Origin of the sequence: Bifidobacterium vansinderenii, assembly GCF_002234915.1 — a bacterium.
Classification (GTDB): Bacteria; Actinomycetota; Actinomycetes; order Actinomycetales; family Bifidobacteriaceae; genus Galliscardovia; species Galliscardovia vansinderenii.
In genome coordinates, this window is record NZ_NEWD01000026.1 from 1 (window position 1) to 25,011 (window position 25,011).

Here is a 25,011-nt window from a genome sequence, read left to right on the forward strand (position 1 = left end):
GGACCTGCCGGCCACCTGCCAGGCGTACGTGAAGCGCCTTGAGGAGATCTCCAACTGCCGCATCTCCGCGATCGGCACCGGTCCGCAGCGTGACCACATCATCTCGGTGCACTCGCTGATCGACTAGTCGAGGCTTCCGCGATTTCGTAATCCCGTTCCGGGCCCTGCATAGTGGGGTTTGGAACGGGATTTTTTTATTGTTGTGAGATATTTTGTGGTTTTCTGGGCGGGCTCGGGGCGGAGCGGTTCACAAATCGAAGATACCTGAGCGGGACTGTTGAAAAATGGCGGAAGAATTTCGGTATCTTCGATTTGTGAACCGGGCTCCCACCCGACCGGCTTTTCCCCTGTGCGGAATTGTTCCCTTTTCTGTATGATTCCGCACATTTCCTCCCACCCGAGCTTGCGCATACCCCACGGGCGACCTATATTGGGCCGCGGTGATGGAACTCACCGGGATGTCTGACGGTGATTTCACGACCGCGAGCGAATGCATGCGGCGCATGCGAGGCCGGTCGTGCGAGTCGGGCGTCCGAACCGCATTTCCGCTGATGGTTCCTACGATTCGACAGGCGATGGCCCGGATTCCCGAGGCCATATGCAGAGCGTCGGTGCGTCGGGCGCATACGTGTGCAGGCGCGCGCGGCGACGATGTGTGCGGCACGTGGAAGCGCGTGCGATGCGTGGGACGGTCGGATTCAGCGGATTGCGTTCATACTTTTCGCCGTTTCCCCTCCCTACCCCAGACGCCCGAGGGCGCTGCGCGGAGTACGGTATTGTCATGCCGCATGCGTTGCGGAGTCTGCGAGACGCAGCGTGGAGAGAGAAGGTTAGGGGAAGATGAGCAAACCCATACGTCAACGTTCGGCAGGGCAGGATCGCCCGCCGCTGGCCGACCCGATGATCTATCTGGTGGTGTTTCTGGGAGGCTGTCTCGGCACCGGCATGCGATACGGACTGACGCTGGCCAATTCGCCGGCCACGATCGAGGGCGCCCAGCCCAGCGTGTGGGACGCGATCCACTTGGGCACGTTCACCGCGAACATCGTGGCGTGCTTCGTGTACGCGGCGCTGAGCACATATGTGTCGCGCGCGGCGTGGGTGCGCAAGCGCAGCCGTGATCTGGTGTCGCGCGGCTTCGGCATGGGCATGTGCGGCGGCCTGTCCACCATGAGCACGCTCGCGTTCGAGCAGCTGCGCGATCTGGCGTCGGGCAACGTGTTCGGCGTCTTGGTGTATGTGCTGCTGAGCTTCGGCGTCGGCGTGGTGGCCGCGTACGGCGGCGTGCGCATGTCGCTGGCGATCACACGCGTACGGGCCGATCATATGGCGTCGAGCGTGTGGGACGGCATGGCCGCGAGTGGGTCGACTACGCCCTCACGCTCATCCGAAGAACCGGCCAGGAAGCCCTCCGAGGGCTCTTCCAAGGGAGGCGCCCGATGATGTTCTTCGCAACGGTATTGACGTTCCTCGGCGTATGCGTGGCCGGCGGTCTGGGCGCCACCGCACGGTTCGTGCTCGACACGGCCGTGAAACTGGCGTGGAAGAACGCGTTCCCGCTGTCCACGCTGATCATCAACATCATCGCGTCGTTCCTCGCCGGCATGGCCGGTGCGGCGGCCGCGGCGTCGGCGTTCCCCGAACCGTGGCATCTCATGGCCGTCACCGGATTCCTCGGCGGTCTGTCCACGTTCTCCACCGCCATCAACGAGGTGGTGACGCTCGGCCGCGGCGAGCACAAGGCCATGGCCGGCTACTATCTGATCGCGTGCATCGTGGTGCCGGTTGTCTGCGCCGCGCTCGGCTGGCAGCTCATGAGCATGTGAGCTATCCGCCGAGTCAGCCGCGGCACAGGCCGGACAGTGTGGTGCGCGCAATGGATTCGGAACATCCGCTGAACAATACGACCACGTAGTCGCCGGCGAGGATCACGGAACTCGGATTGGGGACGAAGTCTCGGCTCCCGCGGCGGACCGTGATGATCATCATGCCGTCGGGCAGAGGCACGTTGCCGAGCGCCGATCCGGCCATGCGGCTGCCGATCTCCACCGGGTATTCGACCACGCCGCTGCGTACGGCGGTCGGCTGTGCGCCCGCGTTGTCCGGGTGACCGGCCTGATATCGGTCGAGCAATACCTCGTAGATCGGTTTCGTGTTGCATACGTCGGCCACGAACAGTGCGATCAGCACGCAGGCGGCCACTGGCAGCATGTGCGTGATGTTGCCGGACATCTCGACGATCAACAGGATCGACGTGATCGGTGCCTTGGTGGCGGCGGCGAGCGTGCCGGCCATGCCGATCACAGCGAAGACGGACACGTACTGCGCATCCAGAGCGATCGGAAGGTCGGGCATGCCGCCCAGTGTGGCCACGAGTGCGCCGGTGATCGATCCGACCGCGAGGATCGGCATGAAGATGCCGCCGGGGGCGCCGCTGGCGAAGCTGGTTGCGGTGAACAGCATCTTGACGATCAGGAGTGCGGCGAGCATCCCGAGTCCGGCGCCGCCGCGTTCCATGAAGGCGATGAGGTTTTCGCCGCCGCCGAGCGTGAGCGGCAGCAGCATGCCGCATGGCAACGCCACGGCGAGGGAGATGATGGGGCGTGCCATGGCGGGTACGTGGCTCATCAGCGTCTGGAGCCCGAGCAGCAGACGGTTCATGACCACGCCGATCACGCCGGTGGCCAGTCCGAGCGGCAGCAGCCACCAGTAGTGGGTCAGCGGCAGCTGTTGGATGGCAGCGAAGTCGAGCACCGGGCGCAGTCCGAAGCAGTATTTGGCCACGAAGTCGCTGGTGAGGGATGCGCTCATGGCGGTGAGCAGAATCGTGGGGGAGAAGCTGCGGTGGATCTCCTCGAGCGCGAACATGGCGCCGGATAGCGGCGCGCAGAACGCCGCGGACAGTCCGGCCGCCGCGCCCGATGTGATCAGCGCGTTGCGGTCCACCTGACCGTGTGCGAGCCGGCCGCCGGTGGCCTGACTGGTGGCGGCGCCGATCTGCACGGATGGTCCCTCGCGGCCCATCGACAGGCCGAACAGGCCGCAGAGGAGTCCGCCGGCGTAGCGCACCACGAGAATCGACCACGCCCGCATGCGCATGCCGCGCGTCACCACGCCCTCGGTCTGGGGGATGCCGCTGCCGGAGGCCATGGGCTCCCAGCGGATCAGGCAAGCGACGAACAGGCCGGCAAGCACGGCGGCCGCGGCCCATGCGGCGATCCAGAGCGGATTGTCGCGCAGCCACGCGTACATGGCCGTGGCGAAGCGCGTGCCGTAGCCGATGCCGAGACGATAGAGCACCACGAGCAGGCCGACGGCGAATCCGCTGATAATACCTTTGGCGGCGATGCGCCATTTCACGCGGCTGAAGTCGGAGAGAAAACGGTGGATCTGCGCCTGGCGTCGGCGTGGGTGCCGCGGTGCGATGTGCGGCGCATGCGACGTATCGTGTTTGCGTGAAGCATGGAGTGAGGTCGATGTTTCACGTGAAACATCGTCTGAATCGTTCCGTGGAACGTTACGCCGATCCGAACCGCTCATTGCCCATCTCCTTCGTAGCCGCGTCCAGCATACGCCGCGCGGGGTGCGCATTGCTTGCTTTTGAACGCGTTATCGGTTTTGGTTATTGCCAATCGGCGCCGAAATATGGGCGGCTTTGCGTGTCCGTAACGTGGCGTTCATAGCATTGGGCGTTACGTGTCCTATCATCTGCGCTTCATGGGGCAGCGTTTCACGTGGAACGTGGTGGGGATGAATGACGATCGGCTGGATTGGCCGACGACCGACAAAGGATAAAAAGGGGAATAGCATGGCCGAGAACAGGTCTGAGCTGAACAAGAACCTTGCCCAGATGCTCAAGGGCGGCGTGATCATGGACGTGACCACGCCCGAGCAGGCGCGTATTGCTGAGGATGCCGGCGCGTGCGCCGTGATGGCGCTGGAGCGCATTCCGGCCGACATCCGTGCTGCCGGCGGCGTCTCCCGCATGTCCGATCCGGCCATGATCAAGGGCATCCAGGAGGCCGTGTCCATCCCGGTGATGGCGAAGGTGCGCATCGGTCACATCGCCGAGGCCCGCATTCTGCAGGCCATCGAGATCGACTACATCGACGAGTCCGAGGTGCTGTCCCCGGCCGACGATGTCTACCACATCGACAAGACCCAGTTCGACGTGCCGTTCGTGTGCGGTGCCAAGAACCTGGGCGAGGCCCTGCGCCGCATCGCCGAGGGTGCCGCCATGATCCGAACCAAGGGCGAGCCCGGCACCGGCGACGTGATCCAGGCCGTGCGCCACATGCGCACCATGAACAAGCAGATCCGCGAGCTCGTGGGCCTGCGCGACGACGAGATCTTCGAGGCCGCCAAGCAGCTGGCCGTGCCCTACGATCTGGCCAAGTACGTGCACGACAACGGCCGTCTGCCCGTCGTGAACTTCGCCGCCGGCGGTGTGGCCACCCCGGCCGACGCCGCCCTGATGATGGAACTCGGCGCCGAGGGCGTGTTCGTGGGCTCCGGCATCTTCAAGTCCGGCGACCCCGCCAAGCGCGCCGCCGCCATCGTTCAGGCCACCGCCAACTGGCAGGACGCCGATCTGCTGGCCAAGCTTTCCGAGAACCTCGGCGAGGCCATGGTCGGCATCAACGAGGACGAGATCGAAACCATCATGGCCGCCCGCGGCGAGTGATCGGATCGTTCCCGAACTGACATTGTCTGGCTCCCCTCTTTGAGGGGAGCCAATTACTATTCATCGTTTTGCATAAAGGACACAACATTGGTAGTAGCCGTTGAATACATCTCCAAGGAGGAGTCCGACGAGGCCAAATCCGCCAAGCATGGCGTGACGGGCATCCTCGCCGTGCAGGGCGCGTTCGCCGAGCACGCGGCCATGCTCGACCGTCTGGGCGCGCAGTGGAAGCTGCTGCGCGCGGCAGAGGACTTCGACGAGTCGATCGACCGCGTGATCCTGCCCGGCGGCGAGTCCACCACGCAGGGCAAGCTGCTGCACTCCACCGGACTGTTCGACAAGGTCGCCGCGCACATCGCCGCCGGCAAGCCCGTGTTCGGCACCTGCGCCGGCATGATCCTGCTGGCCAAGAAGCTCGACAACGACGACAACGTGTACTTCGGCGCGCTCGACGCCGTGGTGCGTCGCAACGCGTACGGCCGTCAGCTCGGCTCGTTCGCCGCGAACGCCGACTTCGGCGATATCAAGGACTTCCCGCTGGTGTTCATCCGCGGGCCGTTCGTGGTGTCCGTCGGCCCGGACGCCACCGTGGAGACCGAGGTGAACGGCAATGTGGTGGGCCTGCGTCAGGGCAACATCATCGCCACCGCCTTCCACCCCGAGCTTACCGACGACACCAGGATTCATGAGCTTTTCCTGAGTTTGTGACACATCTTCAGCGCACTCTTCAGTCGCGCTGAACAAGAGTGCGCCATGGCGTTTTTGGGAAAAAGCGCGATTGCAAGCGAAAGAGCTGTGAGAATCAGGGAATTCCCGCAGCTCTTTCGTGTTCATGTGACTTGGCTTTTCGGCGCACTCTTCCTACGGCTCTGAAAAGAGTGCGTAAGGATCAGAATGTGCCGTCGATGTCGGCCACGGCGACGACCTTCTGGTTCACGAACTCCTTGAGGCCCAGGTCGAGCAGTTCGTGGCCGTATCCGGAGTTCTTCACGCCGCCGAACGGGATGTCGGCCGCGACGACGGTCGGATGGTTGATGGCGACCATGCCCGTGTCGAGGCGGCGGGCCACCTGCTGCGCGTGATGGATGTCGTTGCTGAACACCGAACCGCCCAGTCCGAACGGGGAGTCGTTGGCGATGCGTACGGCGTCGTCCTCGTCCTTGGCGCGGTAGACCTGCGCGACCGGTCCGAAGAATTCGGTGTGGAAGGCGTCGTTGTCCTCGGTGATGCCGGTGACGATCGCCGGCGGGAAGAACGCACCCTGCTCGGGCACCTCCGCCAGATACTCGACCTTGGCGCCCTGCTCCACGGCGGCGGCCACCTGCTTCTTCAGCTTCTCGACGGCGCCCGTGCTGGACAGTGGCGCGAGCGTGGTCTTCGGGTCGGTGGGATCGCCGGCCACTAGCTTGGCGGCACCCTCGCGGTAGCGGGCGAGGAAGCGGTCGTAGATGGCGTCGGCTACGATCAGACGCTTCGACGAGACGCACACCTGACCGGCATTCCAGTTGCGGCCGAACACCGCCCAGTCGGCGGCCTTGTCCACGTCGGCGTCGTCCAGCACGATGAACGCGTCGGCACCACCGAGTTCCAGCGTGCTCTTCTTGAGATGCTTCGCGGCGAGCGATGCCACGATGCTGCCGGCCTTCTCCGAACCGGTGAGCGCCACGCCGCGCACGTACGGGCTGGCGATGACGTGCTCGGTGAGATCGTGCGGCAGATACAGGTTGGTGAGCAGTCCCTTGGGCGCGCCGGCCTCGAGGAACAGCTGCTCCATGCGGGCTGCGCTCTGCGGCACGTTCGACGCGTGCTTGAGCACGACCACGTTGCCGGCGGTCGCCTGCGGCGCGGTGATGCGCACGACCTGATAGTACGGGAAGTTCCACGGTTCGACGGCGAAGATCACGCCCATCGGGTCGTTGACCAGCTGCACGTCGGTGTCGCCGTAGCCCTTGGCCGGGATCAGGCGCGGGGCCAGCAGCGCCTCGCCGTGCTTCACGTAGTAGCGCAGCATGCCCACGCACAGGTCGACCTCGGCCTCCGCCTCGGCCGTGATCTTGCCCATCTCCAGGGTGAGCGTCGCGGCGTAGTCGCTGCGGTTCTGCTCGAGGATGTCCGCGGCCTTGGCCAGCACGGCCACGCGATCGGCGATCGGCTTGTTCCTCCATTCGAGGAACGTGTCGTGCGCGGTCTGCAGCGCGGCATCCACTTCGGCTTCGGTGGCGTCCGGGAACGTCTTGATGGTCTGTTCGGTGTACGGATCGATTGTGGCGTATGCCATGATTTTCCCCTTCCGGCTGTCGTCGTCGGCAGCCAATGCCAATGGTATTGAAGGATGGACTTCGTCGGTAGTGGTTTCCGCTCAATGAGAAAACGCTTACCGAAGATATGGTGTTGTATTGTCGATGCGATTACGTCTGTGTATACTTTGTTTTTTGTATGATTATTGAAATATGAGTGATCGGCAAGCATGATTCCAGCGTCGCCGTCATCGTTCAACTCATTGTCAGACAGCGCCGTGGCCTTTATTTGGAAAACGCTTTCCCAAACATTGCCGATACGATACCGCTATTGACGATTACATGGAATGAACGGCACAAGACGGCTACCGCGGCCGCCGGCCTGGCATCGGCGTGGATTCGTCGGCTGTGGATCGTCCGACGGAATGTTCTCGTTGCGGATCTGCCATCACTATGGATATGCCATTGTTGTCTCCCTTGATCGTCTGCATTGACGGTGAATGTAACGCCATCATTATGCGGACACGGGGAGGCGATGCGCCACTATGTTGCCAGCATTGTCATGCGAATCCGCGGTTCGCGGAGACCGGAGACACCCGTGCAGGGGACGATCGTTGTGCTCCACAAACCGCGGATCCTGTGCGGGACTCATGCCCGCGCTCGCAGCATGACGTCTGCCGGACGCTATCCGTTGATCACGACCTTCTGGTTCACGAACTCCTTGAGACCCAGATCGACCAGTTCGCGACCGTATCCGGAGTTCTTCACGCCGCCGAACGGAATATCCGGTCCGGACGCGCTCGCACGGTTGATCGTCACCATGCCGGTGTCGAGTCGGCGCGCGATCTCCTGTGCATGATGCACGTTCTCGCTGAACACCGAACCGCCCAGACCGTACGGCGAATCGTTCGCGATGCGGATCGCATCCTCCTCGTCGGCTGCGCGATACAGCTGCGCCACCGGTCCGAAGATCTCCGTACGCGCGGCTGGCGTGCCCTCGGGAATATCCGTGATCAGCGCCGGCGGATAGAACGCGCCCTCACCGGGCGTGCCGTCGGCGTGCCACCCGGGCACGTCCGCCAGATACTCGACCGACGCGCCCTGCGCCACGATGTCCGCCACCTGACGCTCCACCTGAATGCGCGCTCCCACGCTCGACAGCGGCGCCAGCGTGGTCGCCGGATCCGCCGGGTCGCCGGCCACGAGCTTCGCCGCCTCGGCGCGGTAGCGTTCCACGAACTCGTCATACACGTCGTCGACCACGATGAACCGCTTCGACGAGACGCACACCTGACCCGCGTTGCGGCAACGACCACGCACGGCCCACTCCGCCGCGGCTGCCACATCCGCATCCTTCAGCACGATGAACGCGTCCATGCCGCCCAGCTCGAGCGTGCTCTTCTTCAGATGCTTGCCGGCCAGCGACGCGATCACCGCGCCCGCATGCTCGGATCCGGTGAGCGCCACGCCGCGCACGTACGGGCTGGCGATCACGTGCTCGGTGAGCTCGTGCGGCAGATACAGGTTCGTGAACACGCCGTCCGGCGCGCCCGCCCTGCGGAACAGGTCGGCCATGAGCGCGGCGCACTGCGGCACGTTCGACGCATGCTTGAGCATCACCACGTTGCCGGCCGCCAGCTGCGGCGCAGCCACGCGGATCACCTGATAGTACGGGAAGTTCCACGGCTCGACGGCGAAGATGATGCCCATCGGATCGTTCACCAGCTGCACGTTCGTGTCGCCGAACCCGACGGTGGGCAGCAGCCTCGGCGCGAGCAGGGTCTCCGTATGCTTCACGTAGTAGCGCAGAATCGCCACGCACACGTTGACCTCAGCCACGGCCTCGCTCGTGATCTTGCCCATCTCCAGTGTGAGCATCGAGGCGAACGCGTTGCATTCGTGCTCGAGGATGTCCGCCGCGGCCGACAGCACCTTCGTGCGTTCTGCGATCGGCTCGTCACGCCACCACTCGAACGCGTGATGCGCCACGTCGAGCGCGGTATCCACCTCCTCGAACGTGGCCATGGGGAAGGTCTTCAACGTTTCCCCGGTGTATGGATTGGTTGTTGCGTATGCCATTGCGGTCTCCTCTCTGAGAACCTGCCGTGCGACTGCCGATCGTTGCCGACAATATTGCCGTTGTTGTCGTCAGTGCCGATACGATGCCATTATCCCTCGGAGTGAGGTCTTTGCCGGGAACGGCGGAGAGTAATGTGTCCGACGTGAGTGAGGCAAAGAACGAAAAGCACGATACGAAGAACGGCGGGAACGACACGGTGGACGGCGTGGAGTTCGTGAAGTCCGACAAGCCCGCCGACAACGGCGAGGGATCGTCCACGCTCGGCGATGGCTGTCCCGCGAGCCACGTGTGGATGATGCTCATCGGCGTGGGCGTTCTGTCCGGATTCCTGTCCGGCTTGTTCGGCATCGGCGGCGGCACGGTGATCGTGCCCGCGCTGGTGTTCCTCGGACTGTCGCAGCGCCATGCGGCCGCCACGTCGCTGGCCGCGATCATCCCGACGTCCATCACCGGCGTGATCTCGTATGCGACCGGCAACGACGTGGATTGGATCGCCGCGCTGCTGCTCGCATGCGGACTCGTGGTCGGATCTCAGATCGGCAGCTGGCTGCTCGCGCGACTGCCCGAAGTGGTGCTGCGCTGGGTGTTCGTCGTGTTCCTGGTGTTCGTGATCACGTCGCAGATTGTGTTCACGCCGTCGCGCGACCATACGATCCATATGACCGTGATCACCGGCGTGCTGCTCGCCCTGCTCGGCGTGGGCATCGGCACGCTTGCCGGCCTGCTCGGCATCGGCGGCGGCGCGGTGATGGTTCCGGCGCTGTCCGTGCTGTTCGGCGCGAGCGATCTGATTGCGCGCGGCACGTCGCTGCTCGCCATGTTCCCCAGTTCGATCGCCGGCACCATCGCCAACACCAAGCGCAAGCTCGTGCATCTGCGCAACGGACTGACCATCGGCATCACCGCGGCCATCATCGCGCCGCTCGGCACGCTTGCCGCGGGCGCGGTCTCGCCGCGCATGGGCGCCAACCTGTTCGCGCTGTACCTGTGCGTGCTGCTGGTGCGCAGCCTCTGGACCGCCGTGAAGATCACCCCGGGTCTGCGCGAGCGCTTCGTGCGCAAGTAGGGAATGTGCCCGGTGATATCCCCGCTTCGCTAGGTGGCTCAGCCTTGTTGCACGAGCCTAACCCCCTGTTCGCTAGGTCCTTGGCAAAGAAGACTTTCCCGATAGGACTTCAGTCTGCAGATATTCCGGGATGGTTTTTGCAGAATAACAACCTAGCGAACGATGGTTAGACCCCGCATGAGGCGAAAAAGAACCTAGCGAAGGGCGGATATCCGCCCTACTGCTGGTTGGACTGCGTCGAGGTGCCAGTGTTGCCCTGCGTGGTATTGCTGGAGCCTTGGTTGCCGCCGGTCTGGGTTGAACCGCCGTTGCCGCTGTTCGACTGGTTGCCTGAATTGCCGGAGCCGCCGTTGCCGCCCTGGCCCGACTGGCCACTCTGGGTCGAGTTCTGATCGCCCTGCTGACCTTGCTGCGTGGTGGTGTTGCCCTGCGTGGAATTGGTGTTGCCCTGCGTCTGGCTGTTCGAACCGCCGTCGCTCTGGTTGCTGTACTGGCGGCGGTTGTAGTAGCCGTTGCCCGAATACCGGTTGTTCGACGAGCTGCCGGAACCGTTGCCGTTTGAACTGTTCGAACCGTTCGACGACAAGCCGTTGGAACTTGATCCGCTGCTCGAACGCCGGCGCGTGGAGCTGCTGCCCGAACTCGACGAACCCGAACCACTGCCTGCGGTCGACTCCTCGCTCGGCATGGAATCCTCCACGTTCGTCTTGGCCGTCTCCAGCGCGCTCTTCGCCTTCTCCAGTTCGGCCACCGTGGCGCCGGACTTCTTCTCCACCTTTTGCGCCTCGTCGATCGCCGATTTCAGCGTGGCGCGCGTCACGTCGTCAACCACGCCGTCGCTGTCCTCGTACGCCGTCTGCGCGCCGGGCAGCAGTGCCGTGATCTGCTGCTTGAGCGCGTTGGTCTTCTGTGCGTCCTTGCTGGTGGATACCTTCTTGGCCGCCGCGTTCACGTTCTTGGCCGCCTTGCTCGCCGCGGCGGCGAGCTTGCTGTTCGCGTCCGTGGCCGCCTGCAGCTCCGACGTGGGCATGGAGTTGCGGCAGTCGCGCACCTGACCGGAGATGTTCGAATCGCTGATCGTCTGCTTGAGCGTGCTGACCGTCGTCGCGTCGGACACGTCCCCGGCGGCGGTCGCAGCCTCGTCCTGCGCGTTCTTGATGGCGATGTCCAACTGCTTCTTGGCCTTGTCGTAGGCGCTCGCGGACGCGGAGCAGTCCATCATCGCCGTGGAATGCGCCTGATTGTCGCTCACGTATTTCCAGACCAATGTGCCGGCGATGACCAGCACGATGGCCGCGACGGCCGCGATGATCATGCGTAGGCGACGCTTGCGCTGCTTGACGCCGCCCTTGCCCGGATGTGAGGTGCGGGGTTTGCCGCCGCGCTTGCCGCCGTTGTTGTTTGCGGTCGCTTCCGTCGCCGGAGAGATCTTCGGCATGACCACGGTTTCCGATGACGCTCCGGATCCAGCCGCCGCGGGCTGTTCCGTTCCGGCCTCCGCGGCCACATGCTCTCCGGGCGCGACCACGGTGGTGGGTTCGGCCGTCTCACGGACGTTCCCCGTCGGTGCGAACGCCGGGGCCACGGGCGTGGTGGCGCCTTCCTCCACATCGCCCGCCGCCGCGATCGGCGTGCTGAAATCGTCCAGCGTTGCGGACAGATGGTCCAGCTCCTGCGGCAGATTACCGATCACCTCCGTGTCGGCGGACAGATCGGACTTGAGTGTATCGGGAATGTCCCCGGTGCCGTTTGCGTCATTCGATGCGAATACCGGCTCTGCGGGGGCTGCGGTCTCGGCTGCCGGAGCCGACTCTGCCGAGTGCTCCGATTCGGGCGTCATGGTGGGCGCAGCCGTCGGGGTGGTTTCGTCTGCCGACGCTGTCATGACTGACTCATCGGCAGATTCTGCATCCGCCTTGGGTTCCGTGGCCGCCTTGGGTTCCGTGGACTTGGCGACTGCCGTGGTCGGCATCGATTCATTCGATGTGCCGGATGCCAGCGATCCCAGGTCCGGTATCGCGTTATGGTCGGTGCCCTCATGGCCGGAGTCGGCCGCTGCCGAACTACCGGACGGTTCGGGGAATGTCAGATCGGGAATATCCCATGAATCGTCAAGGAGATCATAGGAACCCGTTGACGACGTGGCGCCCTTACGCGCATTAGATGCGTCGTGCTCGGAAGAGCCGACACTGCCATCCGTCATATCGTTGTCACGCTTGCCGTTGTTCGATGCGTTGCCATTGCCTGATGCGCTGCCGATGTTGTCGCGATCTTCGCTGTTTCCGCTGCCGGTCATGTCTTCACTTCCCCACATAACCGGGTCGGCCGTTCCTCGTGCGGTCGCCCGTCCCTCGTTCGGATTCCAAGTGCCTCATCTTAGGCCCGATTTGTGCCGGAGACACAAGTGTTTCGCAGAAAGATCGCCTCATTGACTCCCTTGCTGAGGATTCGTCCTTTCTGGACGGGAGTCGAGCTCGTCTCTTCCTCTGGATCCCTCCCCTCAGCCCGCCATACGGCGGCCAGCTCCCCTCCCAGAGAGAGGTGCCAATGGAACGAGGGGTTTCTCGCAATCGGCGTTTTGAACGTTAAAATAATCACGGTGGTACGTTCGTCCATATCGCGACGAATGCGTGGCGAACGATACCGTCGCCGCCCGTCCCGTCCGTGATCGTCAGCAGTCGACGATCGGCACAAGACGGGCGGGCGGACGACAGGCAGCACGAAACAGGACAGACAGGAGCGACAATGACGACCGAACAGCGCAAACCGCTACCCGACACGATCCGCACCAACGGCGCCGAACAGAACCCGTGGTGGTCCAACGCGGTGGTCTACCAGATCTACCCGCGCAGCTTCCAGGACACCAACGGCGACGGCTACGGCGATCTGCCCGGCATCACCAGCCGTCTCGACTATCTCGCCGATCTGGGCGTGGACGTGATCTGGCTGTCGCCCGTCTACAAGTCCCCGCAGGACGACAACGGCTACGACATCAGCGACTATCAGGACATCGACCCCATGTTCGGCACGCTCGACGACATGGACGAACTGCTCGCCGAAGCGCACGACCGCGGCATCAAGGTGGTCATGGATCTGGTGGTCAACCACACGTCCGACGAGCATGCATGGTTCCAGGCGTCGCGCGACAAGAACGATCCGCACGCCGACTGGTACTGGTGGCGTCCCGCCAAGGAGGGCCACGAGCCGGGCACGCCGGGCGCCGAACCGAACCACTGGGGCTCGTACTTCGGCGGATCGGCGTGGCAGTACGATCCCAAGCGCGGCGAATACTACCTGCACCAGTTCTCCAAGAAGCAGCCCGACCTCAACTGGGAGAACCCCGAGGTGCGCGCCGCCGTGTACAAGATGATGAACTGGTGGCTCGACCGCGGCGTCGACGGCTTCCGCATGGACGTGATCACGCTGATCTCCAAGCATGTGGACGCCAACGGCGAACTGCCGGGCGTGGGTGCGAACACCGATTCCGAAGGCCCGATCGGCCCCGACGGCTACTCCAGCCCCAACCCGTTCTGCGCCGATGGTCCGCGTCAGGACGAGTTCCTCGCCGAAATGCACCGCGAGGTGTTCGACGGCCGCGAAGGCACGCTCACCGTGGGCGAGGCGCCGGGCATCACCGCCGAACGCAACCAGCACATCACCGATCCCGCTAACCGCGAGCTCGACATGCTGTTCCTGTTCGACCACGTGGAGCCGGGCGGCGGCCAGTCCAAGTGGACCGCCGAACCGTGGAAGCTCGCGCATCTCAAGCACTGCCTCGCCGGACATCAGCACGCGGTGAAGAAGACCGGCTGGACCAGCCTGTTCTTCAACAACCACGATCAGCCGCGCGTCGTCTCGCGCTGGGGCGACGACTCCACCGACGAGCTGCGCGTGCGTTCCGCCAAGGCCATCGCCCTGCTGCTGCACATGCACCGCGGCACCCCGTACGTGTACGAGGGCGAGGAACTGGGCATGACCAACGCCTACTTCGATTCGCTCGACCAGTACCAGGACCTCGAGTCGATCAACATGTACCATCAGCTCACCGAGGCCGGCGTGATGACCCCGGAGCAGATGATGGACGCGCTCAAGGCCATCAGCCGCGACAACGCACGCACGCCCATGCAGTGGGACGCCACCAAGTACGCCGGCTTCACCGCGCCGTACGCGCCCGCCGCCCCGTGGCTGCCGGTCAATGAGAACCGCGACGTGGTGAACGCGAAGAAGGAGCAGCGCGATCCCGACTCCGTGTACAACTTCTACAAGAAGCTGATCGCGCTGCGCCACGAGAACCCGGTGGTGGCCGCCGGCGAATGGGAGATGCTCGATGCCGACGACCCGCAGGTGTACGCGTTCGTGCGCACGCTGCGCGAGGACGGCGTCGGCGGCGGCATCGACGGGTCCGGCGAGCGCAGGATCGTGGTGGTGGTGAACATGTCGAGCGAGTCGGCGAAGATCCCGGCCGAGGCCGCGGACATGCTCGGACTCGGCCTGGCTGGCACCACGCTGGGCGGCGTGAGCGCCGACCGCATCCTGATCAGCACCTACCCGACCGAGGACACGGCCGCTGACCTGCTCTTCGGCAAGCTCGCCCCCTGGGAGGCCTTCGCCTACGAGCTGTAGACCCACCCGTTTCGGCTCCCCTCCAAGGGAGGGGAGCTGTCGGCGTTAGCCGACTGAGGGGAGGGATCGCTCGGGACACCTCATCAGTCAGCCTTACGGCTGACAGCTTCCCCTCGAGGGGAAGCGGGGGCGTGGTGCCGCTGGCGGCCGCTTCGTCGCCGTCGCCCATCCGTTACAATGAAACGTTGGCGGATGCGTTTTCCCGCCGACAATGTTGACGTGCGGTGAAACGACGCGATCTCATCCGACACTGACCGGACCCCGATCGCGACCGGACGAATCATGCTTTCAGGAGGTTGCGAATGGTCGGAATGCGTGACGTGGCGCGCAGGGCCGGGGTCTCGCTGAGCACCGTCTCGCTGGCGGTGAACGGCACCGGATACGTGGCCGAGTCCACACGCGCACGCATCGAGGAGGCCATGGCCGAACTCAACTACGTGCCGAACGAACTGGCCCGCAATCTGTTCCGCGGCCGCACCAATCTGATCGGCGTGACCATTCCCACCGTCGCCCACCCGTTCTTCGCGCAGCTCACCGCCAGCCTGCAGCGTCATCTGCACGACGCCGGCCTGCGCATGATGCTGTGCTCCACCGCCGACCAGGAGCGCGGCGAAAGCGAATACATCGACATGCTCAAGCGGCAGATGATGGACGGCATCATCATCGGCTCGCACACGAACCAGCGCCCCGAATACTGGCAGGGCATCGGCCGTCCGGTCGTGGCGTTCGACCGATTCCTCGGCGAGGAGATCCCCTCCGTCTGCTCCGATCACGTGCAGGGCGCGCATCTGGCCGCGCGACTGCTCATCGAATCCGGCGTGCGGCACGTGGTTGAGATCGGTGGACCGCGCTCGCAGTTCCATGATCTTGCCGAGGCGCAGACCGCGGACGGCAGTTTCGAATCGGTGCTGTCGGCCGCCGCCGACGCCGTGACGGATGTGAACGATACGACATTTCCCACGGTGCGCTACCACCTGACGTTCGAGCGGGAGATGGCGGCGGCCGGTGTGCGCTGCGACTACGTGTCCGTGGAGCATGTGAGCGATACGTCGCTGTTCGAGCGCGCCGCCGAGGAGGTGTTCCGCCGGTTCCCCGATACAGACGCGATCATCGCGCCCGATCTGGCTGCCGCGCACTGCGTGCGTCTGGCGCTGCGGGAGCTGCGTGATGCGGACACGCGGGGGAGTCGTGATGTCGGCCGCCGCATTCCCGACGATCTGCAGATCATCGCCTACGACGGCACCCCGGTCGCGGATCTCGCGGGCATGCGCGTCACGTCGGTGCATCAGGATCTCGACGCCATCGCCGTGAAACTGGTGGAACGCATGAAGGAGGCCATCGCCGACGAGCATGCGTCCGAGTCCGCCGCGTCCGAGTCCGTGTCCGCATCGGCCGTCGACGTTTACGGCACCGCCGATGCCCCGGCCCAGGTCGCCGCATCCTGTGATCTGGTGCCCGTCACCCTGATGCGTGGCGAGACCACGCGCTAGGCACTGAACGTGCCGTTGAACATGTCAGTCGTGTTTTCTTCCGGGAATGCCGAAAAGCCCGGCGGCAGCGGCGATCGTCAATAGCGAGAACGTCAGCCAAAGAAAGTCGGTGGTGAGAAACACGATGACGCCGGCGATCAGTGCCACCCAGATCAGCGCCGTGCGAATCCAACCCCTTCGAGCGCGGTCGTCCGGTTTTTTCATGATCGAGCCTCCTTGCTGCGTCGTCACTCTCCATTTAATCAGAGATGCGGACGCTCTGGCTAGTGAACTCTGTCTAGTGAAATGGACAAGTGCACGGTCTAATATGCGAAGCGGAAGTAGGGAGTACGCATGTGCGAGAGTGGTATGCGCGTGTGCGTGACGTGCGCGGGAGCGCGCGGAAACGAGAAGGAAAGACCAAAGACCCATGAACGAGGATTTCAAACGTCCGGGCATCGACGACAGGCCCGACCCCGACGAAGTGCTGACCGATCAGGACAAGGCGTCGATCGCGCGTCTGGCCGTATTGCCTGAATCCACGACTCCCGAGTCGAGCCGCGCCGACGCCGCCGTGCAGTCCACCAAGCTCGCCGCCGAGGCCGCCGCGCCCATGGCCGCCGCCGCATCGTTCGCCACCGTCGACGCCGCTGTGCCCGATCCGAACTCCGCGTTCCTCGACATGCGCGATCCGATGGTGGCCGCCGACGGCACCCGTCCCGACAAGCTCTCCATCACACGCCTGACCATCGCATTCACGCTCAGCGCCGTGCTGTGCGCCATCCCGTGGATGGCCCTGGGGTCGGTCGTGCTCCCGGAGATGCTCGACCGCATCGACCCGGCCGGCCGCGAAGCCATGTTCGCCGCGATCAACGCCGTGGGTGCGATCGTGGCCCTGATCTCCAACGTACTGTTCGGCGCGCTGTCCGACACCACGCGCACTCCGTTCGGCCGTCGCACCCCGTGGATCGTGGGCGGCGGCGTACTCACCGCATTGTTCGTGCTGCTGTTCGGCGTCACGAGCGCGTTCCCGGCGATGCTGTTCGCCTGGTGCGGCATGCAGTTCGGCTACAACATGATGCTCGCCCCGTTCGTGGCGGCCATGGCCGATCGTGTGCCGGACAAGGTGCGCGGCCGGGTCGCCCGCTGCTACGGCACGGGCATCGCCGTCGGCCAGATGCTGGGATTGCTGGTCGGCGCCGTGATCCTCGCCGGTTCCGGGCGTGGCATGGACCCGTCGCTCATCACCAATCCGGCCGGTCCCGCCGGCCCGGTCAATCTCGCCGCCGATCTTTCGCCGCTGCGCATCGGATTTGTTCCGGCCGCGATCCTGTTCGCGCTCATCGGTCTGGCCGTCGTGCTGATCTGGCCGCGCGAACCCTCCAGCGTGGAGCAGGCCAACACGCGCTTCGACGTGCACGCGCTGCTCGCCGACTTCCGTCCGCCGCGCCACGCGCCCGACTACTACCGCATGCTGGTGGCCCGCACGCTGATGATGGCCGGCTACGGCATGATCCCCATGTACGAGCTGTACATCCTCAAGTACTATTCGCTGGCCAGCGTGATCGCCGGACCGGGCGCGTTCGTCACCTCGGCGCCCGCACTGCTGCCGGTCGCCGTCGTCATCGCGGTCATGGCCGTGATCGCGCTCGCCGCCTCGCTGATCGCCGCGTTCGTCGCCGGGCCGTTGGTCGACCGGTTCGGCGTGAGCCGCAATCTGGTGATGGTGTGCTGCCTGCTGTGCCTGATCGGCGTGGTCTTCCCGTGGATCCTGCCCAGTGGCTTGGGCATGTGGCTGTTCGCCGCGGTCGCCGGATTCGGCTACGGCCTGTATAACGCCGTCGACCATGCGCTGAGCATGACGGTGCTGCCCGACCCGTCCGACGCCGGCCGTGAGCTGGCCGTGCTGAATCTGACGAACACGCTGAGCGTGGTGGTCTCCGCCGTGGTCGGCGCCGGTGCGGTGGTGCTGGGCAGCTATTCGTGGCTGTTCATCGTGGCGCTGGCCATGATCGCCGTGGCCGTGGTGCTGCTGTCCACCATGCGCGCCGTCCGCTGACCGTTCACCACCACAGGTCCGCGGCGAGGCCCTTGAGCCGCAGCACCGTCTCGAGGAAGAAGTAGTCGGCGTACACGATCGGAATGTGAATGCGTTCCGGGTCGTGGTACTCCACCGAGCACAGCTGCACCAGACCGTCGCGATCGGGATCCCAGTCGCAGGCGCGATCGTCCACGGCGTGCAGCATGAACAGCGCGTTGGAGACGCACCAGTCGGGGGTGAGCGAGTCGGCGTCCCCGGCGGCGTCAACAACGTCGGCGCAGTTTTCGGATTCGCCGGCCTCCTTGAGCGCGCGGGCCAGTTCCAGCAGTCCGTCGGCCGCCACGCACGATGCGATGGCGTCGTAGTCGAGCGGTTCATCGGGCTGACGGAAGTCCAGTCGCGCCAGACCGTCCGTGACCTTCACCTGCTCCACGAAGTACCGTGCCACACGGCATGCGGCGTCAAGATACCGACGGTCGCCGGTGTGACGGTAGGCGAGCGCGAACCCGTAGATCGCCCAGCTCTGGCCGCGGCTCCACGACGATCCCGCCGCGTACCCCTGACCGGCGGGCGCGCCCACGAACTCCCCGGTCTCCGGGTCGAACTGCACGATGTGGTTGCACGAGCCGTCGTCGCGCACGATGGTGCGCAGCATGGTGTCGGCGTGCATGCGCGCGATGGCTGCGAACCGTGGGTCGTTGGTCTCACGGCTCGCCCAGAACAGCAGCGGCAGGTTCATCATCGAATCGACGATCGCCCATCCTTCGCGGCCCGGCTCGTTCCATGCGCGGATGAACCGGCCCATGGGGTTGAACCGGCCGGCGAGCATGGTGGCGGCGTGCAGCGCGTGGATGCGCGCGGTCGGGTTGCCGGTGACGCGCCAGTCGGCCACGCCCGAAAGCAGCCAGATGAATCCGAGATCGTGGTCCACGCGTTCGTAGTCGGCGAGCACCGGGTAGAGCACGGTCTCCTCGATCTCTCGTGCCGGCGCGGCGAACGCGAACGCGCACGACGGCAGTCGGGACAGGCTTCCCGGTTCGTGCGGATCGCGCAGATCGGCCAGACGGTCCTTCGGGTCAGCCGGATCGTCGCCGGAGACGCGGACGCGTTCGGAGCGTCCGAACAGCACGGCGTTCGCGGCGCGGTCGGCGGTCGGGTTTCCGGTCCCGTTCGCCGCGTCTGCGGCCGCCTTCTTGTCCAGGCAGGCGGTGGCGACGGTCATCTGCCATAGGATGCCGGGCCAGAATCCGTTGACCCACCAGCCAGGGAACACCTCGGCCATGTTCTCGTCGTAACGGCCGTCGTGCGCGATGTACGGGATCTGCGCTCCCACGCGTTCGCGTTCGGCGGCGAATTTCTCGACCAGTCGATCGGTGGTCTTGTTGATCCATGCGGATTCTCCATCAGGCAGCTGCGTGCCGAACACGCCACGCGCATCGAACGTCATCGTCCCTCCTTTGGGCCGTCATCCATCGTCGTATCGTCTGCGTGCACGCCCGTTGCGGGCGGTCCGTTGTGCACGCGAACATTCTGCCAGCCATTGTACCGTCAATTGAGATCAAAGTTGATCATTTTTGATAATTCCGTAAACGTGTTTACCTGAGTCGGCAGATCGGCGTCGGCGGCGGTTGATCGCTTGGCGGGGGTGACGGCAATTGGGTGTGCGATGGGTGCGGCCGGTTTGCGTTGAGCGTCGTCGTATGCGTCGGTGGCGACGTTTGCAATGCCGAGGTTTTGCGGAGTTCGGCGGGACGGAGAAAAATGCGGAGCGTCGCGTGGGATTTCGAAAATTCGGGATCGTCGTCAACCACCCCTTGCGTCCCCAACTCAAGTATTGTGTTTGCGTAAACATGCATGTAATTGATCGTTTTATTTCCTCGTGACGTCGCGACCCCCATCGCCCCCGAGCCCTTGAAAACCCTTGAAATTTGAATGCACAGCGACATTGTTCGGTTTGCGGAAGTGAATGTTTTACGACTATCCTGAACGGTAACGATTACTGACGATTGAGGTTGATCGGCTCTGATCGTAATGAAAGACGGAGGCACATTGAGGAGCGTGTCTTCGCCCTACACGAGGAGGTGAAGCATATGCGTATGCATATCAATCGGGGGAGGGGGATCGTATGAGCAAGCACAAGCCCAGGCGTTTCTCCTCTCCCAAGAAACTTGCGGTGGCCGTCGCGTCCGTGGCGATGTTCGCCCCGTTCGTGGCCGTCGGAACGGCATCCGCCGCGCCGACCGACCCGGTCGAGGTGACGGTCAACGGCAGCGACGTCGCGGCCGCCGCCAAGAACCGCAACGGCCTGACATTCAAGGGCTTCGGCGTGCTAAGCGCCAACTCCACCAGCGCCCTGCTGATGGACTACAAGTCCCAGAACCCCGAGGCCTACTGGGATCTCATCAACACGCTGTTCGGCGGGGACAACCCGATCATGAACACCGTGAAGATCGAGATGGGCAACGACCAGAACAACTCCACCGGTCCGAACGCCGCCACCATGCGTTCCTCCGACGAGTATCCGGACGTGGCGCGCGAGCCCGGCTTCCAGCTGGCCGCCGACGCCATGAAGGTGAACCCGAACGTCAGGGTGAGCATCCTGCGCTGGCGCAGCCCCGCCTGGGTCAAGAGCAACGACGACGTCTACAAGTGGTACAAGAACACGATCCTCGCCGTGTACCGCCAGTACGGCTACATGGTCGACTCCGTGAACCCGCACATCAACGAGACCGGTCCGAACTTCAGCTGGACCAAGGACTTCGCCAACCGTGTGAAGACCGACGAGGTCGGCTTCATCGGCGCCGACACCACCAAGGACCTCAACGGCAACGACGTGCCCGCGTGGAGCAGCGACGCCGAAAAGGAAGCCTTCCACAAGATCCGCACCGTCATCTCCGACGAGGTGAGCACCGGCTCGTTCGGCGACGACATGATCAGCGACAAGGCGCTGCGCGACGCGGTCGACATCGCCGGCTACCACTACAACACCGCCGACCAGGGCAACAACTTCAAGACCCTCGCCGACCAGTACGACAAGGAGATCTGGAACTCCGAGGCCCAGTCCACGTTCTCCGTGGGCGCCGACCGACCCAACAACACCATGAACCTTGGTTCGGGCGAAGGCAACGGCACCAACAACGGCAAGTACGACGGCACGTCCGGCACCGGCATCGGCGGCATCAACTCGCCGCTCGAAATGGCGAACACCTTCGTCAAGGGCTTCACCAGCTCCCGTCGCACCAATTTCGTGTACCAGCCCGCCATCGGCTCGTTCTACGACGGCTTCCAGTACTCCTCCAAGGAGCTGGTCTCCGCCCGTGACCCGTGGAGCGGATGGCTGTACTACGACACCGGCATGAGCGTGCTCGAACACGTCTCCGGCTTTGCCAAGACCGGCTACGAGACCAACGCCGACGACGTGGACGCCGACGGCATCTGGCGCGGCATTCCCGCCGCTTCCAGGAGCGATATCACCGACGGCAACCCGCCGGGACGCGGTACCGGCAGCAATCGTTCCCGCGGCGGCGCCACCAGCTACATGACGCTGGCCGCCCCCGACAAGTCCGCCTTCTCCACGGTGATCGTCAACGACAGCCAGTACACCAAGACCTACAAGATCAAGGCCACCGACATGAACGTCGGCGACACCATGGAACTGTGGGAGACCCAGGCCGCAGGCACGTCCGGCAGCTACGCCTCCAACTACATGAAGCCCGTGGCCGAGACCAAGGCCGACGCCGACGGCTACTACACGTTCACCATCGCCCCGTGGTCCATCGCCACCGCCACCACGCTCGACAAGGCCACCAAGAGCGCCGACGGCACCCTTGCCGCCAAGGACGGCCAGGGCAGCCGCGTCGCCGCGTCCAAGGAGTACACCAACGGCGCCGACCAGGCAGTGCTCGACACCGACGAGTCCGGCGACGAGAACGGCGTGACCTGGGACAACACCCTGTACGCCGATGACTTCGACTACAGCGGCAAGACCGTGCAGTCGTACGATCCCAAGTCCGGCAAGATGATCACCGAGGACTTCCTCAAGTCCCGCGGCGGCGACACCGGCGCGACCCCGCTCTACACGAACGACACCAACGGCGCGTTCGAGGTCGTCAAGCGTTCCGACGGCAACTACGTGCTGCGCCAGCAGCTCTCCGCCGGCATGCAGAACGGTGGCTGGAACGGCGGCGCATGGAACGGCGGCGATCCGATCACCACGATCGGCGACAACCGCTGGGCCAATTACAAGGTGTCCACCGACGTGCTGTTCGAGGACGGCTCCGGCCGGTACGCCACGCTTGGCGCCCGCGAACAGGGCAACAGCAACAACGGCGTCGGCATCTCCGCGGCCGAGATCCGCATCGACCCCGACGGCAACTGGACGCTGCGACGCTTCGGCGCCGTCGTCGCCTCAGGCAAGGCGGCCGACGTCGAGGGCGTGAACTGGAAGGCCGGATCCAACCAGTGGAACAACATCGCCGTGCAGGTGGCCGGCAACGTGTACACCGCGTACGTCAACGGCGTGCAGGTGGCCGAATACAAGGACGCCAGTCCGCAGGCCACCGGACGCATCCAGATCGGCAGCGGCTACACCAACGTGCAGTACGACAACCTCAAGGTCGAAACCGTGGACGGCTACACGCCGTACTACACCGACCTGATCGACAACATGCACATGCGCAGCTGGGACGACGTGGCCACCCCCGTGCTCCAGTACAACGACAAGTGGCAGCACCTCAACGGCCAGGGCATGTACGTCTACAAGCGCTCGATCTCCAACTCCACCGGCAAGGGAGCCCAGCTCACCTACACCTTCACCGGCACCGGACTGGACATCAACGGCGCCAACAACGGCAAGACCAAGCTCAACGTGACCGTGGACGGCAAGAAGATCGTCGCCGCCGGCAAGACGCAGAGCGCCAGCAGCATGCTCACCACGTACGAGCTGCGCGGCCTGTCCGACGGCGAACACACGGTGACCTTCGAAACCGCCACCGACGACGCGATCTCCGTCGACACCGTGGGCGTGGTCCAGAACACCGCCGTCGGCGACGTGGACACCACCGCCCTCAAGACCGCCGTGGACTCCTACGCCGGCCTCAAGGCCACCGACTGGAACATCAAGACCTGGCAGGTGTTCGAGAACAACCTCAACGACGCCAAGGCCGCGCTCGCCGATCCGGCCGGCTACGGACTCGACGCCGAGGGCGCACAGGCGATCATCGATCGTCTCGCCGCCGCCCGCGACGGACTGGTCGACGGCTCCATCTCCGAGGACGTGCAGGAGCTCGGCTTCACCGGACTCGCCGTGGACAAGACCGACGTCTCCAAGCTGCCGGCCAAGCTGGCAGTGAAGGACGGCAAGGAGACCGCGGTGACGTGGGACTCCGACGCCAAGACCGCGCTGGCCGCCGCCGCGGACTACAGCAAGGTCAAGCTCTCCGGCATCACCACCGACAAGCAGGCCGACGGCAACAAGTACAAGTTCACGATCGAGGTGGAGGCCATCCCCGCGAACGTGCAGTACTTCATCGATTCCGGTACGAACGGCAAGGACTCCCCGGAGTACACAGCCGTGAAGAACGCGGTGAAGGGCCTGCTCAACGACAAGGTGGACCAGACGTCCGACGGCTCCACGTGGGGCTACGACGCCAACGCCATGAGGGTCAAGGGCAGCACCGACATCAACGACAAGCAGTCCACCGGACTCTACTCCGATGACGACGACGTGGTCTACTACCTGCCGCTCAAGGCCGGCAAGTACAAGCTCACCGCCGGATTCCAGGAATGGTGGGGCATGGACAACCGCGAGTCCGCGCAGTCCGTGGTCGCCGCCGACGGCACCGTGCTCGCCACCGGCGACAACGTGAAGCTGGGCAAGGCCAACCCGAGCCTGACCGGCACCGTCGAGTTCAGCGTGCCTACCGACCAGACCGTCAAGTACGTGGTCTCCAAGGTGGGCGACGCGCAGAAGCCCGTCATCAGCTGGCTCGGCGTGGCCGAGACCGCCGACTACGGACTGGCCACCGCCGTGGTCAAGGGCGCCGATCTGCCCAAGCAGGTCAGCGTGGACGGCCTCACCTTCGATGTGAAGTCGTGGGACAAGTCCGCCACCGAGGCCATCGCCAACGCCGCGAACTACAGCAAGGTCAAGGTCTCCGGCATCAAGGCCAACGGTAGCGCCTTCACCGCCGAGGTCGAGGTGATCCCCGACGGCGTGCAGTACTTCATCGATTCCGGTACGAACGGCAAGGACTCCCCGGAGTACACGGCCGTGAAGAACGCGGTGAAGGGCCTGCTCAACGACAAGGTGGACCAGACGTCCGACGGCTCCACGTGGGGCTACAACGCGGACGGCCAGAACACCTACGGTTCCGGTGACATCAACGACAAGTCCTCCACCGGCCTGTGGGCCGGCAAGGGTAAGTCCACGACCTACTACCTGCCGCTGAAGGCCGGTACGTACGATCTGTCCGCCGGATTCCACGAGTGGTGGGGCGTCAGCCGCAACATGAAGGTGATCGTGACCGCCGCCGACGGCACCGAACTGTCGAACGGCAACGCCGATCTGTCCTCCGACGCGGTGGACGTGACCTCCACGAGCACCATCACCCTCGACAAGGACCAGACCGTCACCCTCACGGTGAGCGGCGTGAGCGCCGACCCGGTGATCAGCTGGGTCGCCGTCGCCACCCACAAATAACTGAACAAGCCGGGCGCCTTCTCGTGCTCCCTCCTAGGGAGGGAGCTGTCCGGCGAAGCCGGGCTGAGGGAGGGGCATTACTCAACACCCCTCCCTCAGCCCACCCAAACC

At 64.6% G+C, this 25,011-nt stretch carries 16 protein-coding genes and 1 riboswitch; of the genes, 10 read left to right on the top strand and 6 right to left on the bottom strand.

Annotated elements, in window-relative coordinates:
• The 3 genes from Tam10B_RS13005 to Tam10B_RS08955 form a co-directional block, all read left to right on the top strand.
• On the top strand, positions 1-127 hold a 127-nt coding region (locus Tam10B_RS13005), incomplete at its 5' end, for an adenylosuccinate synthetase (protein ID WP_143248616.1).
• 303 nt (positions 128-430) lie between these two features.
• A riboswitch (Fluoride riboswitch) is annotated at positions 431-568 on the top strand.
• 272 nt (positions 569-840) lie between these two features.
• Positions 841-1,443 (top strand): FluC/FEX family fluoride channel, encoded by a 603-nt coding sequence (locus Tam10B_RS08950; RefSeq protein ID WP_093960902.1) that lies wholly within the window; start codon positions 841-843, stop codon positions 1,441-1,443.
• Complete coding sequence (locus tag Tam10B_RS08955) at positions 1,440-1,826, top strand: fluoride efflux transporter FluC (RefSeq protein WP_233133673.1); 387 nt, start codon at positions 1,440-1,442, stop codon at positions 1,824-1,826. Before Tam10B_RS08950 ends, Tam10B_RS08955 begins: the two co-directional genes overlap by 4 nt.
• Before the next feature lie 13 nt (positions 1,827-1,839).
• Here the strand turns inward: Tam10B_RS08955 and Tam10B_RS08960 are convergent, their stop codons facing one another.
• Positions 1,840-3,540 carry a ClC family H(+)/Cl(-) exchange transporter gene (locus Tam10B_RS08960; protein WP_093960903.1) on the bottom strand — a complete coding sequence of 567 codons (1,701 nt, stop codon included), beginning with the start codon at positions 3,538-3,540 and terminating at the stop codon, positions 1,840-1,842.
• A 268-nt stretch (positions 3,541-3,808) separates the two neighbouring features.
• Between Tam10B_RS08960 and pdxS the strand changes: the two genes are divergently transcribed.
• Positions 3,809-4,684 (top strand): pyridoxal 5'-phosphate synthase lyase subunit PdxS, encoded by an 876-nt coding sequence (gene pdxS / locus Tam10B_RS08965; RefSeq protein WP_093960904.1) that lies wholly within the window; start codon positions 3,809-3,811, stop codon positions 4,682-4,684.
• An 87-nt stretch (positions 4,685-4,771) separates the two neighbouring features.
• The gene (pdxT, locus tag Tam10B_RS08970) at positions 4,772-5,392 is read left to right on the top strand and encodes a pyridoxal 5'-phosphate synthase glutaminase subunit PdxT (protein ID WP_093960905.1); all 621 of its coding nucleotides are present in this window, start codon (positions 4,772-4,774) and stop codon (positions 5,390-5,392) included.
• Between the two features lie 181 nt (positions 5,393-5,573).
• On the opposite strand, the gene Tam10B_RS08975 is transcribed toward pdxT, so the two are convergent.
• On the bottom strand, positions 5,574-6,962 hold the full coding sequence (locus Tam10B_RS08975; RefSeq protein ID WP_093960906.1) for an NAD-dependent succinate-semialdehyde dehydrogenase: 1,389 nt from the start codon (positions 6,960-6,962) through the stop codon (positions 5,574-5,576).
• Between the two features lie 643 nt (positions 6,963-7,605).
• Positions 7,606-9,000: an NAD-dependent succinate-semialdehyde dehydrogenase gene (locus Tam10B_RS08980; protein WP_093960907.1), complete on the bottom strand. Its 1,395-nt coding sequence runs from the start codon at positions 8,998-9,000 to the stop codon at positions 7,606-7,608.
• A gap of 293 nt (positions 9,001-9,293) precedes the next feature.
• Between Tam10B_RS08980 and Tam10B_RS08985 the strand changes: the two genes are divergently transcribed.
• Complete coding sequence (locus Tam10B_RS08985; protein ID WP_093960956.1) at positions 9,294-10,067, top strand: sulfite exporter TauE/SafE family protein; 774 nt, start codon at positions 9,294-9,296, stop codon at positions 10,065-10,067.
• A gap of 217 nt (positions 10,068-10,284) precedes the next feature.
• Here the strand turns inward: Tam10B_RS08985 and Tam10B_RS08990 are convergent, their stop codons facing one another.
• Positions 10,285-12,363: a hypothetical protein gene (locus Tam10B_RS08990; RefSeq protein ID WP_093960908.1), complete on the bottom strand. Its 2,079-nt coding sequence runs from the start codon at positions 12,361-12,363 to the stop codon at positions 10,285-10,287.
• Between the two features lie 449 nt (positions 12,364-12,812).
• On the opposite strand from Tam10B_RS08990, the gene Tam10B_RS08995 reads away from it, so the two are divergent.
• Both Tam10B_RS08995 and Tam10B_RS09000 read left to right on the top strand, forming a co-directional pair.
• Positions 12,813-14,690 carry a glycoside hydrolase family 13 protein gene (locus Tam10B_RS08995; protein WP_093960909.1) on the top strand — a complete coding sequence of 626 codons (1,878 nt, stop codon included), beginning with the start codon at positions 12,813-12,815 and terminating at the stop codon, positions 14,688-14,690.
• A gap of 302 nt (positions 14,691-14,992) precedes the next feature.
• Positions 14,993-16,180, top strand: coding sequence for a LacI family DNA-binding transcriptional regulator (locus Tam10B_RS09000; RefSeq protein WP_093960910.1), 1,188 nt, complete (start codon positions 14,993-14,995; stop codon positions 16,178-16,180).
• 24 nt (positions 16,181-16,204) lie between these two features.
• Here Tam10B_RS09000 and Tam10B_RS09005 read toward each other — a convergent pair whose 3' ends face one another.
• On the bottom strand, positions 16,205-16,384 hold the full coding sequence (locus Tam10B_RS09005) for a hypothetical protein (protein ID WP_093960911.1): 180 nt from the start codon (positions 16,382-16,384) through the stop codon (positions 16,205-16,207).
• 205 nt (positions 16,385-16,589) lie between these two features.
• Here Tam10B_RS09005 and Tam10B_RS09010 point away from each other — a divergent pair, with 205 nt between their 5' ends.
• Positions 16,590-18,218, top strand: coding sequence for an MFS transporter (locus Tam10B_RS09010; protein ID WP_093960912.1), 1,629 nt, complete (start codon positions 16,590-16,592; stop codon positions 18,216-18,218).
• Between the two features lie 4 nt (positions 18,219-18,222).
• Here Tam10B_RS09010 and Tam10B_RS09015 read toward each other — a convergent pair whose 3' ends face one another.
• A complete protein-coding gene (locus Tam10B_RS09015; protein ID WP_198947570.1) occupies positions 18,223-19,647 on the bottom strand; it encodes a glycoside hydrolase family 88 protein in 1,425 nt (474 codons plus the stop codon).
• Positions 19,648-20,325: 678 nt separating this feature from the next.
• Between Tam10B_RS09015 and Tam10B_RS09020 the strand changes: the two genes are divergently transcribed.
• Positions 20,326-24,900: a family 16 glycoside hydrolase gene (locus Tam10B_RS09020; RefSeq protein ID WP_093960913.1), complete on the top strand. Its 4,575-nt coding sequence runs from the start codon at positions 20,326-20,328 to the stop codon at positions 24,898-24,900.
• Positions 24,901-25,011: the final 111 nt, after the last annotated feature.